Source organism: Luteimicrobium xylanilyticum (assembly GCF_009429125.1).
Classification (GTDB): Bacteria; Actinomycetota; Actinomycetes; order Actinomycetales; family Cellulomonadaceae; genus Luteimicrobium; species Luteimicrobium xylanilyticum.
Genome location: NZ_CP045529.1, coordinates 763,661 through 780,465 on the forward strand (window position 1 = coordinate 763,661; position 16,805 = coordinate 780,465).

Consider the following 16,805-nt stretch of genomic DNA (forward strand, 5'->3'; position numbering starts at 1 on the left):
CGGCTCGAGAGAGGGGCTCGCACCGGCCGAACCGGCCGGTGCGAGCCCCTCGTCGTCGTGCTCGTCACCGCCCGGCCCTGCCTGTGCCTGTCCTCGCAGCGCCACGCCTTGGTCCGGCGCCGAGCCGGTGCACGAAAAGTCGCTCCGGGACTGTTGACTCGTCGGGAGTCACGCGCTAACGTTCAGGTTCATTGAACCAGGTTCAGTGAACCTGCTGCCACGCGATGTCGCGCCGGCAGGCGCGGCGACTCAACGAGGAGTGCTGATGACGAACGACCCCTACCTGGACCGGATCTCGTCCCACGTGTCGGGCATGTCCCGGGCGCTCGACGCCGGCGACGGCATCGTCCGTCTCGCTCCCTCCTGGGTGCCGCGCTCGTTCTGCACCCCGGGGCGTCGCATCCGGCTCCACCCGGACGACTACTTCCCGTTCCAGCAGACGCGCGGCGGCATCGACGAGCGTTGGCTCGCGTCCACGGTGCGCGCGGAGAACGGGCCTCTCACCGGCCCCTACGAGGGGCTCAGCCTGGTGGTCGACCCCGACGGCACGCTACTCCCGTTCGACGAGTTCGTGAGCCACCACGGCGCGGCGGCTGTCGGCGAGCGGCTCTGGGAGGGCCACGGCGGCTGGACCATGTACTCGAAGTTCTACGACAACCTGCTCCCGCTGCCGTTCCACGTGCACCACGACGACGAGAAGGCCGCGCTCGTCGGGAAGGTCGGCAAGCCCGAGGCGTACTACTACTCGCCGCAGATGAACAACTACCTCGGCGACCAGTCGATCTCGTACCTCGGTCTGCGCCCGGGGACCTCGAGGGACCAGGTGCGCGAGCGCCTCGCGCGGTTCGGCGCGGGCGGGGACAACCGGATCACCGAGCTCGCGCTGGGCTACCGCACGCAGCTCGGCACGGGCTGGGACGTCCCGTCGGGCGTCTTGCACGCCCCGGCGAGCATCTGCACGTACGAGCCGCAGTCGTCCTCGGACGTCTTCTCCATGTGCGAGTCCTGGAGCAACAACCGCGAGGTGCCCGAAGAGCTGCTGTGGAAGGACGTGCCGGAGTCGCGCCACGGCGACGTCGACGCCGTGCTCGACCTCCTCGACTGGGAGAAGAACGTCGACCCGGACTTCGTCGCGAACCGGTTCATGGCCCCCTACGAGACCAAGGCGTCCGAGGCGGCGGGAGGCCGGGCGTACGTCGAGCGGTGGATCGTCTACCGTTCGAACGCCTTCAGCGCCAAGGAGCTCACGGTCGCGCCGGGGGAGACGGCCGTGATCACCGAGGACGACGCCTACGGGGCGATCGTCGTGCAGGGTCACGGGACTCTCGGCTCGCACGACGCGGCCGCGGCCACCGTGATCCGCTTCGGGCAGCTCAGCCAGGACGAGTTCTTCGTCACCGCGGAGGCCGCCCGGGCCGGCGTCCGCGTGCACAACGCCAGCCCGACGGAAGAGCTCGTCGTGCTCAAGCACTTCGGGCCGGGGAACGTGGAGCTGGGCCTTGTCTGAGCTGCACGGGCTGGCGCTGCGCGAGGTCGGGCGGCGTGTCGGCTCGCTCGACCAGGTCGCGCGCATCGAGGACGTCGTCGACGCGAACGGACCGGCCCGCGGCAACCGTCGCCTGCGGTTGGTCAACGGCGGCGGGCTCGAGCTCGACGTCCTGCCCGACCGTGCCCTCGACCTCGGAACCCTGACCTTCAACGGCGTGCCGTTCGCCTGGCGGTCGGCCGTCGGCGACGTGGACCCGGCGATGACCGACGCCCGCGGGCGCGGCTGGATGAGGACCTTCGCCGGCGGCGTGCTGAGCACCTGCGGGCTCGACACCTTCGGTGCGCCGTCGACCGACCAGGGGGTCGACCTGCCCATGCACGGCAGGATCGGGGGCCTGCGCTCGACGCTCACGCGGGCCGAGCTGAGCGGCGACGAGCTCGTCGTCGAGGGCAGGGTCCGCCAGACCGCGGTCCTCGAGGAGAACCTCGTGCTGCGGCGCCGTATCACGACCGCCCTGGGCTCGCGCTCCTTCACCGTCGAGGACGTCGTGACGAACGAGGGCGCGGACGAGCAGGATCACATGGTCCTGTACCACGTGAACCTCGGCTGGCCGCTTCTGGACACGGACACCCGGATCGAGATCGGCCAGGCCTCGGCCGAGCCGCGCGACGCGGACGCCGCGCTGGGGTTCGACACCCGCGGTGTGTTCGGGGACCCACAGGCCGGATTCCGTGAGCAGGTCTTCATCCACACCACCGACGAGTCCGAGCAGCGGGTCGCGCGCGTGGTCAACGACGCGCGCGGCCTCGCCCTGACCCTGCGCTACTCCGACACCCTCCCCGCGATCTTCGAGTGGAAGATGCTCGCCGAACGCTGCTACGCGCTCGGGCTCGAGCCCGCCAACACCTCGGAGATGACGGGTCGGGCGGCGGCCCGCAAGAACGGCCTGCTGCCGTCGCTCGCCCCCGGCGAGTCGCGCACCTACCGCCTGGAGATCGAGGTGGACGCACCGTGAGCACCGAAGACAGCGTCACGCACGCGACAGCCGGACCGGCCGTCCGCACCGAACCCGCGGCGTCCCCCTCCGCGACCTCGCTCCTCGAGCTTCGCTCCGTCACCAAGCGGTTCGGCGCGGTCTCGGCCCTGAGCGACGGCAACCTGCGCCTCGAGCGGCACTCGATCCACGCCGTCGTCGGCGAGAACGGCGCCGGCAAGTCGACTCTCGTCAAGATCATCGGCGGGCTGCACACCCGCGACTCGGGGGACTTCCTGCTCGACGGCGAGCCCGTCGACTTCCGCACGACGGCGGACGCCAAGGCGGCGGGCATCGCCGTGATCTACCAAGAGCCGACGCTCTTCCCCGACCTGTCGGTCGCGGAGAACATCTTCATCGGGCGTCAGCCCTACACCCGCTTCGGCCAGATCGACCGGGCGAAGATGAACCGCGACACGCGCGAGCTGACGGCGCGGCTCGGTGTGCCGCTGGACCCGCAGCGTCAGGCGCTCAGCCTGTCGATCGCTGACCAGCAGATCGTCGAGATCGCGAAGTCCGTGTCCCTGGACGCTCAGGTGATCGTCATGGACGAGCCGACCGCCGCCCTCAGCGGGCTCGAGGTCGACCGGCTGATGGGGATCGCCCGGCACCTGCGCGACGAGGGCAAGGGCGTCATCTTCATCTCGCACCGGTTCGACGAGGTCTTCTCCCTCTGCGACACCATCACGGTCATGCGCGACGGCGCCTACGTGTCGACCAACGCGGTCGCCGACGTGGACGTGGACGAGATCATCCGGCAGATGGTCGGCCGCAACGTCGACCAGCTCTTCCCCAAGATCGAGACCGAGGTCGGCGACGTCGTGCTCCAGGTCGAGGGCCTGAGCTCGCTGGGTCTGTTCTCGGACGTGAGCTTCGACGTGCGTGCGGGGGAGATCGTCTGCCTCGCCGGCCTCGTCGGCGCGGGCCGCAGCGAGATCGCGCGCGCCGTGTTCGGCGTCGACCCGTACGACAGCGGGACGGTCCGGGTCGGCGGGGTCGAGCTCCACGCGCACAACTCCGCCGAGGCCATGCGCGCCGGCATCGGGTTCGTCCCCGAGGACAGGCGCAGGCAGGGGCTCGCGATGACGGCCGGCGTCGCGAGCAACATCACGCTGGCGATCCGCGAGCGCCTGGCCGAGGCCGGGTTCCTCAGCACCCGGGTCGAGAACCGGGCGGCCCAGGACTGGGCGGCCCGGCTCCAGGTCAAGACGCACTCGCTCGACACCCAGGCGACGATGCTCAGCGGCGGCAACCAGCAGAAGGTCGTGCTGGCCAAGTGGCTCGCGACGGAGCCCAAGCTCCTCATCATCGACGAGCCGACCCGAGGGATCGACGTCGGGACCAAGTCGGAGGTGCACCGCCTCATCTCGGAGCTCGCCGGCCGGGGTCTGGCGGTCCTCATGATCTCGTCCGAGCTGCCCGAGGTCCTGGGCATGGCCGACCGGATCCTCGTGGTGCGCGAAGGGCGGCTCACCGCCGAGCTCTCGCGCGACGAGGCGACCGCCGAGAACGTCATGCTCGCCGCCACCCAGGCGCCCGCCCCGAAGGAGCCCGACGCATGACCACCACGACGACAGCCCCGACGCCGACGCCGGCACCCCCGGCTGCGGTCAAGGCGCAGCAGCACTGGCTCGAGCGCGTCGTGCGCGCGCGCGAGCTCGGGCTCGCGCTCCTGATCGTGGCTCTGGTCGCCGGCACCAGCGCGGTCAACCGCCCCTTCCTGTTCAGCAGCGACGGATGGCGCTCGCTGCTCACGCTCCCGACGATCCTCATCGTCGTCGCGGTCGGGCAGGCGGCAGTCATCATCACCCGCAACATCGACCTGTCCGTCGGCTCGACCATGGGCCTGTGCACCTACTTCGCGGGGAACCTCTTCCACCAGGTGTCGGGCATCCCCACGGTCGTGGTGGTGATCCTGTCGATCGCTCTCGGCGCGGCGATCGGCCTCGTCAACGGGCTCCTGGTGGCGCTCCTGAAGGTTCCGTCCCTCGTGATCACCCTGGGCATGCTCTACGCCATCCGTGGCGTCGACGTGCTCTGGGTCGGGGGGAACTTCATCCGCCCGGAGTGGCTGCCGGACAGCTTCCAGAAGCTCAGCACCGCGGAGCTCTTCGGAATCCCGTACCTCTTCATCCTCACCGTCCCCGTGGTCCTCGTCGTGAGCTGGTACCTGCGCAACAGGCGCGGGGGCCGCGAGTTCTACGCCCTCGGGTCGGACCCCGACGCCGCGGTCCTGTATGGGCTCGACACCCGCAAGATCACGGTCAAGGCCTTCGTGCTCAGCGGCGCGCTCGCAGGCCTCGCGGGCACGATGTACCTCGCCATCTACGTCAGCGGCGACTCCCAGGTCGGCACGAACCTCGAGTTCGAGACCGTGGCGGCCGCGGTCGTCGGCGGCATCGCCATCACCGGCGGCTCGGGTGCCGTGTGGGTCGCAGCGCTCGGCGCCTTCCTGCTCGGGACCATCAACAGCGCGCTGCCCGTCCTGGGGATCCCGAGCCTGTGGCAGCAGGCCTTCGTCGGTGCCTTCATCCTCGGCGCCATCGCGCTCGACCGGGCACTGTTCGTCACGAGAGCCCGCCGGGCCCGAGCACTGAGGAGCCACGCATGACCTCGACCGCCACCGCCGCCGTCGTGCCGCCGAGCACGGGCGTCCGGTACCAGAACCACGCCGCCCCGCTGTGGCGCCGTCTCCTCTTCCGCAGCGAGACGATCCTCCTCGCGGCCCTCGTCGTGGTGATCCTCGTGTCGTCGGCCTTCGTGCCGAACTTCGCCGAGCCGTTCACCTACTCGTCGATGCTGCTGAACATCGCGCCGATCCTGCTCCTCGTGCTCCCCGTCACGCTGATCGTCGTGACGGGGGAGATCGACCTCTCGGTCGGCAGCGTCCTGGGGCTGTCGAGCGCGGTCTTCGGGCTCGCGACGCAGGCGGGCCTCCCCGTCGGCGTCGGTGCGACGCTGGGCGTGCTCGCGGGCACCGCCGTCGGGCTGCTCAACGGGGTGCTCGTGACCGTCGTCGGGCTCCCGAGCATCGCGGTCACCATCGGCACGCTCTCGCTCTTCCGCGGTGTGGCGGTCGGGATGCTCGGCACGACGTCGATCACCACGTTCTCGCCGTCGCTCACCGACGCGGCCAACGCCCTGGTCGGGAGCTCCCCGATCCCGGTCGCCGTCGTCGGGATCGGCATCCTCGCCGTCCTGTTCGGGTACCTGCTCCACTTCACCCCGTTCGGGCGCGGGCTCTACGCCATCGGGCTCAGCCCCGAGATGGCGTCGTTCTCGGGCGTCCGTAGCAACCGCAGCAAGTGCGTCCTGTTTGTCATGAGCGGGTTCGTCGCCGGGCTCGCAGGGATCTACTACACGCTCCAGTACGACAACGCGATCGGCTCCAACGGCTACGGCATGGAGCTTCAGGTCGTCACCGGGATCATCCTCGGCGGCGTCTCCTTCTGGGGCGGCCGCGGCACGCTCGTGGGCGCCCTGATCGGCTCGGTCCTCATCGGGGTCCTCGCCAAGGCCCTCCAGCTCGGGGGCATCGGCTCCGACGGCACGAACGTCGTCACCGGGGTCGTCCTCATCCTCTCCGTCGGCATCGGGAGCCTCGCGCGCATCCGGACCCGCCGCCGTCGGCCCAAGACGTCCGAAGCGGCCTGACGAAAGGAGCGGGCCGCACCCGCACCCCCACCCCATCACCCTCTCCACCTCCCGCACGCCAGCTCCATCCCAGAAAGGTCGTTGCAACGATGAAGATGCACCTCCACCGGGGCCGTCGGGGCGTCAGCGCCGCCGTCGTCACCGCGGCAGTCCTCGCGCTCGGGCTCGCAGCCTGCTCCACCAGCTCCAGCTCGTCCGGCTCCACGAAGGGCGGTTCCGACCACAACTACAAGGTCGCGTTCGTCCCCAAGAGCCTCGGGAACAAGTACTTCCAGGCGTCCGACGCCGGCGGCAAGGACGCGGTCGAAGGCTTCGGCGGGTCCTACCAGGAGGTCGGTCCGACCGCGACCGGCGCCAACGCCCAGGTCCCGTTCATCCAGACGCTCACGCAGCAGAAGGTCGGCGCGATCGTCACGGCGGCCAACGACCCGCAGGCCGCCTGCTCCGCGCTGAAGCAGGCGCAGCAGCAGAAGATCAAGGTCGTGACCTTCGACTCCGACACCAACTGCCGCGACGTGTTCGTCAACCAGGTGTCGTCCGAGGGCATCGCGAAGACGCTCGTGGACCTCATGGGCGAGGCGATCGGCGGTACGGGCGAGATCGGCGTCATCGACGGCGGGCCCAACGCCACCAACCAGAACGAGTGGCTGGCCCTCATGAAGAAGGACCTGGCCGCGAAGTACCCGAACATCAAGCTCGTCGACGTGGTCTACGGCAACGACGACGACCAGGACTCGCTCAACGCCGCCAAGGGCCTGGTCCAGGCGCACCCGAACCTCAAGGGGATCATCTCGCCCGACTCCGTCGGCATCAAGAACGCCGCGCTGTACCTGTCCCAGTCCCAGTACAAGGGCAAGATCGCGCTGACGGGCCTGGGCCTGCCGAGCGAGCTGCGCCAGTACGTCAAGGACGGCACGATCACCAAGTTCGCCCTCTGGGACCCGACGAACCTCGGCTACCTGGCGGCGTACGCGGCGAAGGCGCTCATCGACGGTGACATCACCGGCAAGGAGGGCGACACCTTCACCGCGGGCAAGCTCGGGAAGTACACCGTGGGCAAGGATGGGGTGATCATCCTGGGAGACCCGACCGTCTTCGACAAGTCGAACATCGACAAGTACAACTTCTGACCGTCGGTCGGGGGCGGCTCACGCCGCCCCCGTCGGCCGGCGCGAGCGACGAGAAGGGGAACGCGTGGCAACGATCCGGGACGTGGCCCGGCACGCAGGGGTGTCGGCGGGGACCGTGAGCAACGTCCTCAACCGTCCCGGGTACGTGAGCGTCGCGACGCGCGAGCGTGTGCTCCGCGCGATCACGGAGCTCGGCTTCCGGCCCACGCCGCACGCGCGGCAGTTCCGGCTCGGCCGGGAGCGCACCCTGGGCCTCGCCCTTGCGGACCTCGGCAACCCGTTCTTCGTGGACGTCGCGCTCGCGGCGGCCGACTACGCCCGGGACCTCGGAGTCGGCGTGATCATGGTGCACGACGCCAACGACGCGGTCGCCGAGCAGCAGAACCTCGACGTCCTGATCCAGCAGCGCGTGCACGGGATCATGGTCGCCCCGGTCGACGAGGCGAACCCCCGTCTCGAGGAGCTCCTCACCCAGGGCGTCCCGATCGTGTACGTCGACCGCATCTCGGGGGAGCGGCCGGTCTGCTTCGTCACCATCGACAACCGCGCCGGCGGGCGCAAGGCCGCCGAGCACCTCGTCAGCCGGGGGCGGCGCCGACTCGCCTCCGCCGGTGGTCAGACCGCGTTCGCCCAGGTGACCGAGCGGTACGAGGGGTTCGTGGAAGGCGCCGCCGGCTCGGGAGCGACGGTCACGCGGCTGAGCTCGACGGACTGGACCATGGAGGACGGGCGCAGCCTGGCGGACACCATCGCGCGGATGCCGGCCTCGGAACGGCCCGACGGTGTCCTGGCCACGAACGACATGGTCGCCCTCGGCCTCCTGCACGGTCTCGTCGGGCACGGGATCGACGTCCCTCGGGACGTCGCGATCGTCGGCTTCGACGACCTGATCTGGGGGCGGGACGCGATCGTGCCCCTGACGTCCGTCCGGCAGGACCGGCGGGCGATCGGTGAGGCGGCCGTGCGTCTCCTCCTCGACGAGATCGACAACAGCGAGCACCACGAGCACAGCCACATCGTCCTCGAGCCGGAGCTCGTGGTCCGCAGCTCCACCTGAGCGGGCGCTCGTCTCCTCCGACCTACCACCGCCACCACCCCGTGGCATGCCGCACCGTGCCACGACGTGCCGTGCCCATATCTGCCAAGGAGCATCGCCATGCCTGAGATCAGCTCGCCCGCCGTCGTGACGGCGGAGCCGGGGGTCGCCGAGATCGCGACCGTCCGGCAGGACCGGGAGGTCGCCGACACCGGCGTCGTCGTGCGGTCCCACCTGTCCGGGATCAGCCCCGGCACCGATCGCTGGGTCCTCAACGGCCGGTACGTCTGGTACGACTGGCCGCGTCCTCACGTGGTCGGGTACCAGCGCGTCGGCGTCGTCGAGTCGGCCCCCGCGGGCAGCGGCTTCGAGGTCGGCCAGACCGTCGCGGCCACGGAGAGCCTGCCCTACGTGGGCGCGACCGCTGCGTGGGGCGGCCACGTCGCCCGGGCGGCGAGCGCCACGCACGAGGTCTTCGACGTCGAGGGCGTCGACCCGGTCGCGGCCTCGTTGTTCGTCACGGCGCAGGTCGGCGTCAACGCCGCGTCGCGGATCCTCGAGCCGCAGGGCCGACGCGTGGTCGTCGTGGGCGACGGCATCATCGGTGCGTCGAGCGCCCTCGCAGCCCGCGCCCGAGGGGCGGAGGTGCTGGTCGTCGGGCACCGGGACGAGAGGCTCGGCCTGCTCGAGGCCGAGGGCGTGACCGTCTTCAACTCCCGCAGCGGCACCGGGACGAGTCCCCGTGACTTCGAACCGCGGTCGGCGATCGACACCGTGCAGAACGACGAGGCGTTCGCGCTGTGCATGGACGCGCTGCCCGAGGCTCACGCCGAGGTGGTGTTCAGCGGGCACTCGCCCGACGGCGCCCGGCACTGGGCGGACATGGCCGTGATGCAGCAGCGCGAGATCACCGCGCACTTCGTCGCCGGCTGGACCCGTGGCCGCCTGCTCGACACCCTCCAGCTCATGCGTGAGGGGCTGCTGCCCGTCGAGCGTCTCGTCGGGCACTCCGTCGCCACCACCCGGGCCGAGGTGGACGACCTGCTGACGCAGGTGGTCGCCGGCCGGGTGCCTGCCGTGTCGGCAGTGATCGGCTGGGACTGGGCCGAGCTCTGACGACCGTGAAGGGGGCCGCGCGACAGGAAGGAGACCCCGCACCCCTGACCTACCGAGAACGTCCGTGACCTGGCTCAAACCGACATGAAGTCCCAATGGAGGGATCTTTCGATGAGCGAGACAGCGCAACACGCACGACGCACCACCCGACGGGTGACGGCCATCGGCTCCGCCGGTGCGCTCGTCGCCGTGATGTTCGGTACCACCACGACGACCGCGGAGGCGGCGACGACGCCGACCACGGCGTACAGCAACGGAGCATTCCACCTCGACGTCCCCGGCGTGGTCCGGGAGTCGAACATCGTGCTGGGGAGACCCAACACCGAGAACACCCAGGCGATCCCGCTCGGCAACGGCTCGCTCGGCGCCGCGGTCTGGGCGCAGGACGGGATGCGGATCCAGCTGAACCGGGACGACACGTTCCCGGACCGCAAGTCACCCGGCAGGGTGGACGTCCCGGGCCTGAGCGCGATGACGAAGGCGTCCGACTACCACGCATCGCTCGACCTCTACACCGGCACGTACACGCAGCAGGGCGGGGGGATCACCGCCAAGACGTACGTGCGGGCCGACAAGGACGAGCTCGTGGTCGACGTGACTGGCGTCCCTGCGAACTCGACCCAGACGGCGACCGCGAACCTGTGGAAGGGCCGCACGCCGACCGCCGCCGTGTCGTCCGACAAGACGACCGCGTCGCTCGCCGAGACCTGGAAGGACAGCTCGACCGGGGGTTCGGGGGCGACCTTCGGGTCCCTTCTCGCGCTCACCGCGTCCGGCAGCGTGAGCGCGTCGGTCGTGAGCTCCCAGAAGGTCGCGATCAGCTTCAAGGCCGACTCCCAGGGCTCCTACCGGCTGCTCGTCGGCGCCCCGAGCTGGAAGGGCGGCGACGGCGCGGCCACGGGAGCCCAGCTCGTGCGGGGTGACGCCGGCAAGACGTCCGCGCAGCTCTCCTCGGCGCACACCGCCTGGTGGTCGTCGTACTGGAACGGCGTCAAGCTCGTGCAGCTGTCGTCGTCCGACGGCGAGGCGCAGTACATGGAGAACCTGCGCACCCTGTTCCTGTACCAGCAGGCCAGCCTGATGCGCGGGCAGTACCCGGGTTCGCAGGCCGGTGCGGCGCCGCTCTTCTCGGCGTTCGAGGACCAGCACACCTGGGTCCCGGCGGACTACTGGTTCTGGAACATCCGGCAGCAGATCGCGGCCAACATCAGCTCCGGCGCAGCCGCGCTCAACACGAGCATCTTCACGCTCTACACGGACAACCTGGCGAGCAACGAGGCGTGGACCCGGTCGCACGTGCCCGGGACGCAGGGGGTCTGCGTGCCGGAGACCATGCGGTACAACGGCGGCGGCGACTACGGGGGCTGGAACGCCAACCGGTCGTGCGACACCACCATCACGCCGTCGTTCAACTCGCAGACGTTCTCCACGGGCGCCGAGGTCGTGTACTGGGTCTGGCGGCAGTACCAGCAGACCCACGACACCGCGCTGCTGAACCAGGCGTACCCGCTGATGAAGTCGGTGGCCCAGTTCCTGCTCAGCATCGGGACCGTGGGCAGCGACGGCAAGCTCCACTTCACCGGCAACGAGCACGAGAACCAGTGGGCCGTGAAGGACCCGAGCATGCTCGTCGCCGCGATGACGACGGTGCTGCCGATCATCGGCGACGTCGCGACGTCGCTCGGCAAGGACGCGAGCCTGGTCACGCAGATCGACGCAGCGGTCAAGCAGCTCCCGGGGCTCCCGCGCACGGACTCCGCGACGCACTCGCAGGTCGTGGAGAACAACAGCAAGGACTCCGACTCGGGCTGGGTGCTCGCGTACTCGGCGAACCCGAGCGCGTCCCTGCACAACGTGGAGAACACCCAGCTCGAGTCGATCTGGCCGTTCGGCCTGATCGGCGACCAGTCGGGGAGCCTGCACGACCTGGGCGTGCGCTCGTACGAGTCGCGCAGCTTCAAGGCGAGCAACGACTGGGACTACGACGCGTTGTACGCGGCGCGGCTCGGGCTCTCGAGCGAGATCGCCCCCGTGCTCAAGGCCGGCGTGCAGAAGTTCCAGATCTACCCGAACGGGCTCTCGACAGAGGCCGGGATCGACTTCTACAACGAGCAGACCGGCAACGTCGCGGAGACGATCAACGAGGCGCTGCTCCAGGACTACGACGGCACGCTGCGGATCGCTCCCGCCTGGCCGTCGTCGTGGGACGCCTCGGGCTCGGTGGCGACGCTCCACAAGAGCACCGTCGACGTCCAGTACTCGGGCGGCGCGCTGCGGACGGTCCTCTACGAGGCCGGCGAGACGACGTCCCAGGCGATCCGCAACCCCTGGTCGGGCAAGCAGATCAAGGTCGTCGACGTGACCTCGGGCGCCACCGTCGTGAACCCGACGACGGCGAGCACGATCACCGTCGCGGCGACGGCTGGTCACACGTACCTGGTCGAGCCGACCTCGGCGCTCACCACCGACCTGCCCTACGCCGCGGTGAGCGGGACGGCGGCCGCCGCCGCCCGGCACTTCGGTCCGGTCCAGATCGGCCTCGACCCGCGCGGCACGGCGGCCCCGTTCGCCTCGCTGTTCGACAACGCGGGGGTCACCGCGGACGACACCACGGACGTCGGCAACCTCGACGGTGGCACCGCCAGCCTGTCGCTCGCCGCGCTCGCCTCGGCGGGTGCCAGCCCCGGCAAGCAGGTGACCGTGGGCGGGGTCGCGTTCACGTGGCCGAAGACCGCGCTCGGTGACGGGACGCCGGACAACGTCGTCGCGCACGGGCAACGGGTGTCGATCGGTGCCAAGGGCTCGACCCTGAGCTTCCTCGTCGCCGCGACGTACGGCCCGGCGAGCGGCACGGGGACCGTGCACTACACGGACGGCTCGTCGCAGCAGTTCACGCTCGGGAGCAAGGACTGGCTCGACGGGATCGGCAGCCCGGGTCTCACGCTCGGGTACTCGAACCGCACGGGCAACACGAAGTACGACAGGCCGGCGTACCTCAACGTGGTCAAGGTGCCCGTGAGCGCGAGCAAGACGGTCTCGGACGTCGCGCTGCCGGACGTGAGCGCGGCCGCCGGTGCGGGTGTCGCGACGCTGCACGTCTTCGGTGTGCAGCTGAGCTGACCCGTCGGGTCGGCCGGGACGACACGGCGGCACCCTGCCCTCTCCGGGGGAGGGTGCCGCCTCGTCGTCGGACCGTCAGGCGCCGACGAGCTCGGCGATGACCCGGGCGGCGTCGTCGAGCAGCGCCGGCGGGTGCCAGAGCGGCAGCCGGAGCCGGGACCGGTGCCCCCCGTGCGGGGAGAAGGCCGGGCCCGCCGTGAGCAGGACGTCGCGCGCGAGGGCGCGCTGCGCGAGCTGCACCGCGTCCGTGCCGGTCTCGACCCACAGCCCGGCTCCGCCTGCCGGGTCCCACCACGTCCACGCCGGCAGCCGCTCCTGCAGCACGCGGGTGGTCTCGCGGAGCTGCCGGTCGAGGAGGTCCCGCCGTGCGTCGCGTTCCTCGGCCAGGGCGGGGAGCAGGAGCAGCGCGACCAGCTGGTCCGTGACCGGACCGCCGAGGTCCACGGCCCGGCGCAGGTCCGTCATGCGGGAGACGAGCTCGCGGGGACCGTCGAGCCAGCCGACGCGCAAGCCGCCCCAGAACAGCTTCGACAACGTGCCGACGGTCACCAGCCGGTCGGGCGCGACGAGCCCTTCGAGTCCCGGCAGCCTACCCGAGCGGACGCGTGCGAGGTCCGCCTGCGACTGGTCGTCGACCACGACCACGCCGTGCCGGTCCGCGATCGCGGCGAGCGCACGTCGTCGGGCGGTATCCGTGTGGGCGCCCGTCGGGTTGTGCAGCGACGGCTGGACGTAGAGGAGGTCCGCTCCGGAGAGCACCGAGTCGAGGTGGTCGAGGTCGAGGCCGTGGGGCCCGAAGGGGACGCCGACGACCCGGCTGCCGCTCAGCGCCAGCGCCTCGAGCGCGCCGCGGTACGTGGGGTCCTCGACCACGGTCACGCTTCCCGGCCCCGCGAGCGCGGTGGCCACGAGCCACAGGGCCTGCTGCGAGCCGGCCGTCACCATGAGCCGCGCCGCCGCGGCGTCGGACCGGTCCCCGTGCAGCTCGGTCGCGAGCGCGGTCCGGAGCTCGGGCAGGCCCGCGGGGTGGTAGCCGGGCTCGCGCAGGTGGTGGGTGCGCAGGAGCCGCTCCACCTCGGGCAGCACGGACGCGATGCGCGCGGAGCCGGGCAGCGCGCCGGACGACAGGTCGAGGCGGGGCCCCGCGCCGTCGAACGAACGCAGGCGGCCACCCCCGGGCGGACGGTGCCCGCCCGGCCGGCTCACGTAGGTGCCCGAGCCGCCACGGGTGACCAGCCGACCGCTGCGCTCGAGCCGGGTGTAGGCGCCGGACACGGTGCCGCGCGCGACCCCGAGGACCTGGGCGAGCTCGCGCTGCCCCGGCATCCGCCAACCCGCCGGCAGGTGGGCGCCGTCGACGAGCTCGGCGAGCGCGTCGCACAGGGCGGCCTGCGGCATCGCGTCGTCGAGCCGCCAGGCGCCGAGCAGGCGGGCGATCCGTTCGGCCTCGATCGTGGTGCGCACCGCTGCCCCCTGAGCTGCGTGGTCCGGTTTCCTCCAAGTGGACCACACCCAACGCCGGTCACCGTCCGACGATGGACGCAGGGCTCGAGGACGAGCGAAGGCCTCGACGACGAGAGGACGGTGGAAGCACATGGCGACCGTGGTGCTGATCGGCACGATGGACACCAAGGGCCAGGAGTACGCATGGCTCGCGGACCGGGTCCGCGAGCACGGCGCCGAGGTGCTCACGGTGGACGTCGGGACGTTCTCGAACGAGCAGGCGGACGTGCCTGCGGCCGACGTCGCGAAGGCCGGCGGCCACGACCTCGCGGAGCTGCGCAGCGCGGAAGACCGCGGGGCCGCGATGCAGGCGATGGCGGACGGCGCAGCGGCCGTCGTGCTCGACCTCGCCACCGACGGGCGGCTCGACGCCGTCCTGGCCGTCGGCGGCTCGGGCGGTTCCTCCGTCGCGGCGCACGCGATGCGCGCGCTGCCGGTGGGGACCCCGAAGCTGCTCGTCTCGACCATGGCGTCGGGCGACGTGTCGCCGTACGTGGGCGAGGTCGACCTGACGATCATGTACTCGGTGGTCGACGTGGCCGGCATCAACTCGGTCTCGGCGCAGGTCTTCGGCAACGCCGCCGCCGCTGCCGCGGGGATGGCGCGCGAGCACGAGGCGCGCGCGGCACGGGCCTACGAGGAGGAGCACCGCCCGCTCGTCGGGCTGACGATGTTCGGGCTCACGACCCCGGCCGTCGACGAGGCCCGCGCGGTGCTCGACTGGCTCGGCTACGAGCCCCTCGTCTTCCACGCGACGGGCTCGGGCGGGGGCGCCCTCGAGAAGCTCGTGCGCGACGGACGGCTCGTCGGGGTCGCCGACCTCACCACCACGGAGCTCGCGGACGAGCTCGTCGGGGGCGTGCTGACCGCCGGTCCGGACCGGCTCGAGGCCGCGGGCCGTGCGGGGCTGCCGCAGGTCGTCTCCGTGGGTGCCGTCGACATGGTCAACTTCGGACCCCGCGGCACCGTCCCGGCCGCCTTCGACGACCGCCGCTTCGTGATCCACAACCCCACCGTGACGCTCATGCGGACGACCGCGGAGGAGAACGCCGAGCTGGGCCGGACCATCGCCGCCAAGCTGGCGGCGGCGACGGGCCCGGTGGTGCTCGTGCTCCCGCGCGGCGGGGTGAGCGGGATCGACGTGGAGGGCGGCCCGTTCTGGGACCCGGAGGCCGACGAGGCGCTCTTCACGACGCTGCACGAGGCCCTCGACGGTACCGACGTGGAGGTCGTCGACGTCGACGCGAACATCAACGACGCGGGCTTCGGGCGGGCTGCCGCCGAGCGCCTGCACGAGCTCGTCCAGGCCGGTGCGCAGTCGAGCGCCGACCCCGAGAAGGAGGAGGACCGGTAGTGGAACGCACAGAGGCGCTCGAGCGGCTCGCCGCGACCGTGGCCGAAGGGCGCGCGGTGATCGGGGGAGGGGCCGGGACCGGCATCTCCGCGAAGTCGGCGGAGGCCGGCGGCATCGACCTGCTGATCATCTACAACTCGGGTCGCTACCGCATGGCGGGGCGTGGCTCGCTGGCCGGTCTGCTGGCCTACGGCGACGCCAACGCGATCGTCATGGAGATGGCCGACGAGGTCCTCCCCGTCGTCAAGGACACGCCTGTGCTCGCGGGCGTCAACGGCACGGACCCCTTCCGCGTGATGGGCACGTTCCTCGACGACGTGGCCCGCAAGGGGTTCACGGGCGTGCAGAACTTCCCGACCGTCGGACTGATCGACGGGGTCTTCCGCCAGAACCTGGAGGAGACCGGCATGGGCTTCGGCCTCGAGGTCGAGATGATCGCCGCAGCGCACGAGCGCGGGCTGCTCACGAGCCCGTACGTGTTCGACGTGGACCAGGCGCGTGCGATGACGGAGGCCGGGGCGGACGTCCTCGTGCCGCACATGGGCCTGACGACGAAGGGCTCGATCGGCGCGAGCACGGCGCTCACGCTCGACGCGTGCGTCGAGCGGATCCAGGAGATGCGCGACGCCGCGGTCGAGGTGAACCCGGACGTCCTGGTGCTGTGCCACGGCGGCCCGATCGCCGAGCCCGAGGACGCGGCCTACGTGCTGGAGCGCACCCGCGGCGTCGTGGGCTTCTTCGGCGCGAGCTCGATCGAGCGGCTGCCGACCGAGGTCGGGATCCGCAAGCAGACCGAGGCGTTCAAGGCGATCGGCACGGGCCGGTGAGCGTGCGCGCCGCGGGCGCGGACGGGACCCCCGAGGAGAGGAACGAGATGACTTCCGTGCAGCGACCCCAGGACCTCCCCACCGAGGTCTTCGACTGGGGCACCATCAAGTGGGGCGTGACCCCCGACCGACAGTCGGGTGCCCCGCTGACCGTCGGCGACGTCGTCGTCTACCCGACGCGGGGCCACGACGAGCACACGCACCCCGACTCCGACGAGGTGCTGTACTTCGTCGACGGCGAGGGCGTCCAGACGGTCGGCGACTCCGGCCCGATCCCGGTCGCCGCCGGCGACTTCGTCTTCGTGCCGCGCGGCACGGTGCACTCGACGTTCAACACGGGCTGGCGCCCGCTGCGGTTCGTCGCTACCTACGTGCCGGGCGGCGCCGAGGCAGCCCTGCGCGAGGCTCCGGACCACGTGCAGCTGCCTCCGGGCGAGGTGCCCGTGTGGGTGCGCTCCTGACGGAGCCCCCTCCCAGACCGGCGCGCACCGTCGGACCGGCCCGCCCCCTGCCGGCCCGACGGTGCGCGTCTTCGTGCGGTGC

Annotated in this window: 13 protein-coding genes; 12 read left to right on the plus strand and 1 reads right to left on the minus strand. The window is 71.4% G+C overall.

Going from position 1 to position 16,805, the window contains the following annotated elements; genetic code table 11:
• Positions 1–265: 265 nt before the first annotated feature.
• The 9 genes from KDY119_RS03235 (at position 266) to KDY119_RS03275 (ending at position 12,578) form a co-directional block, all read left to right on the plus strand.
• Positions 266–1,507: a cupin domain-containing protein gene (locus KDY119_RS03235; protein WP_036954024.1), complete on the plus strand. Its 1,242-nt coding sequence runs from the start codon at positions 266–268 to the stop codon at positions 1,505–1,507.
• Entirely contained in the window at positions 1,500–2,504 is a 1,005-nt protein-coding gene (locus KDY119_RS03240) for an aldose 1-epimerase family protein (RefSeq protein WP_036953511.1), read from the plus strand. Before KDY119_RS03235 ends, KDY119_RS03240 begins: the two co-directional genes overlap by 8 nt.
• Positions 2,501–4,084, plus strand: a complete 1,584-nt coding sequence (locus tag KDY119_RS03245) for a sugar ABC transporter ATP-binding protein (protein ID WP_051136815.1) — start codon at positions 2,501–2,503, stop codon at positions 4,082–4,084. Before KDY119_RS03240 ends, KDY119_RS03245 begins: the two co-directional genes overlap by 4 nt.
• Complete coding sequence (locus tag KDY119_RS03250; RefSeq protein ID WP_036953509.1) at positions 4,081–5,133, plus strand: ABC transporter permease; 1,053 nt, start codon at positions 4,081–4,083, stop codon at positions 5,131–5,133. Before KDY119_RS03245 ends, KDY119_RS03250 begins: the two co-directional genes overlap by 4 nt.
• The gene (locus KDY119_RS03255; RefSeq protein WP_036953506.1) at positions 5,130–6,176 is read left to right on the plus strand and encodes an ABC transporter permease; all 1,047 of its coding nucleotides are present in this window, start codon (positions 5,130–5,132) and stop codon (positions 6,174–6,176) included. The genes KDY119_RS03250 and KDY119_RS03255 overlap by 4 nt, the downstream gene beginning before the upstream one ends.
• An 89-nt stretch (positions 6,177–6,265) precedes the next feature.
• Positions 6,266–7,306, plus strand: a complete 1,041-nt coding sequence (gene rhaS, locus KDY119_RS03260; RefSeq protein ID WP_036953504.1) for a rhamnose ABC transporter substrate-binding protein — start codon at positions 6,266–6,268, stop codon at positions 7,304–7,306.
• 64 nt (positions 7,307–7,370) lie between these two features.
• Complete coding sequence (locus KDY119_RS03265; RefSeq protein WP_036953500.1) at positions 7,371–8,363, plus strand: LacI family DNA-binding transcriptional regulator; 993 nt, start codon at positions 7,371–7,373, stop codon at positions 8,361–8,363.
• Between the two features lie 99 nt (positions 8,364–8,462).
• Complete coding sequence (locus tag KDY119_RS03270; protein WP_036953497.1) at positions 8,463–9,458, plus strand: zinc-binding dehydrogenase; 996 nt, start codon at positions 8,463–8,465, stop codon at positions 9,456–9,458.
• A 111-nt stretch (positions 9,459–9,569) separates the two neighbouring features.
• Positions 9,570–12,578, plus strand: a complete 3,009-nt coding sequence (locus KDY119_RS03275) for a glycoside hydrolase family 95 protein (protein ID WP_148284263.1) — start codon at positions 9,570–9,572, stop codon at positions 12,576–12,578.
• 75 nt (positions 12,579–12,653) lie between these two features.
• Here KDY119_RS03275 and KDY119_RS03280 read toward each other — a convergent pair whose 3' ends face one another.
• Entirely contained in the window at positions 12,654–14,042 is a 1,389-nt protein-coding gene (locus KDY119_RS03280; RefSeq protein WP_051136813.1) for an aminotransferase-like domain-containing protein, read from the minus strand.
• Positions 14,043–14,172: 130 nt separating this feature from the next.
• On the opposite strand from KDY119_RS03280, the gene KDY119_RS03285 reads away from it, so the two are divergent.
• Genes KDY119_RS03285 through KDY119_RS03295 form a run of 3 tightly spaced genes read left to right on the plus strand, consistent with a single transcriptional unit; the run spans position 14,173 to position 16,723 of the window.
• Complete coding sequence (locus KDY119_RS03285; protein ID WP_153021926.1) at positions 14,173–15,435, plus strand: Tm-1-like ATP-binding domain-containing protein; 1,263 nt, start codon at positions 14,173–14,175, stop codon at positions 15,433–15,435.
• Positions 15,435–16,262 (plus strand): phosphoenolpyruvate hydrolase family protein, encoded by an 828-nt coding sequence (locus tag KDY119_RS03290; RefSeq protein ID WP_036953495.1) that lies wholly within the window; start codon positions 15,435–15,437, stop codon positions 16,260–16,262. The genes KDY119_RS03285 and KDY119_RS03290 overlap by 1 nt, the downstream gene beginning before the upstream one ends.
• Before the next feature lie 47 nt (positions 16,263–16,309).
• The gene (locus KDY119_RS03295; RefSeq protein ID WP_036954005.1) at positions 16,310–16,723 is read left to right on the plus strand and encodes a cupin domain-containing protein; all 414 of its coding nucleotides are present in this window, start codon (positions 16,310–16,312) and stop codon (positions 16,721–16,723) included.
• Positions 16,724–16,805 lie beyond the last annotated feature (82 nt).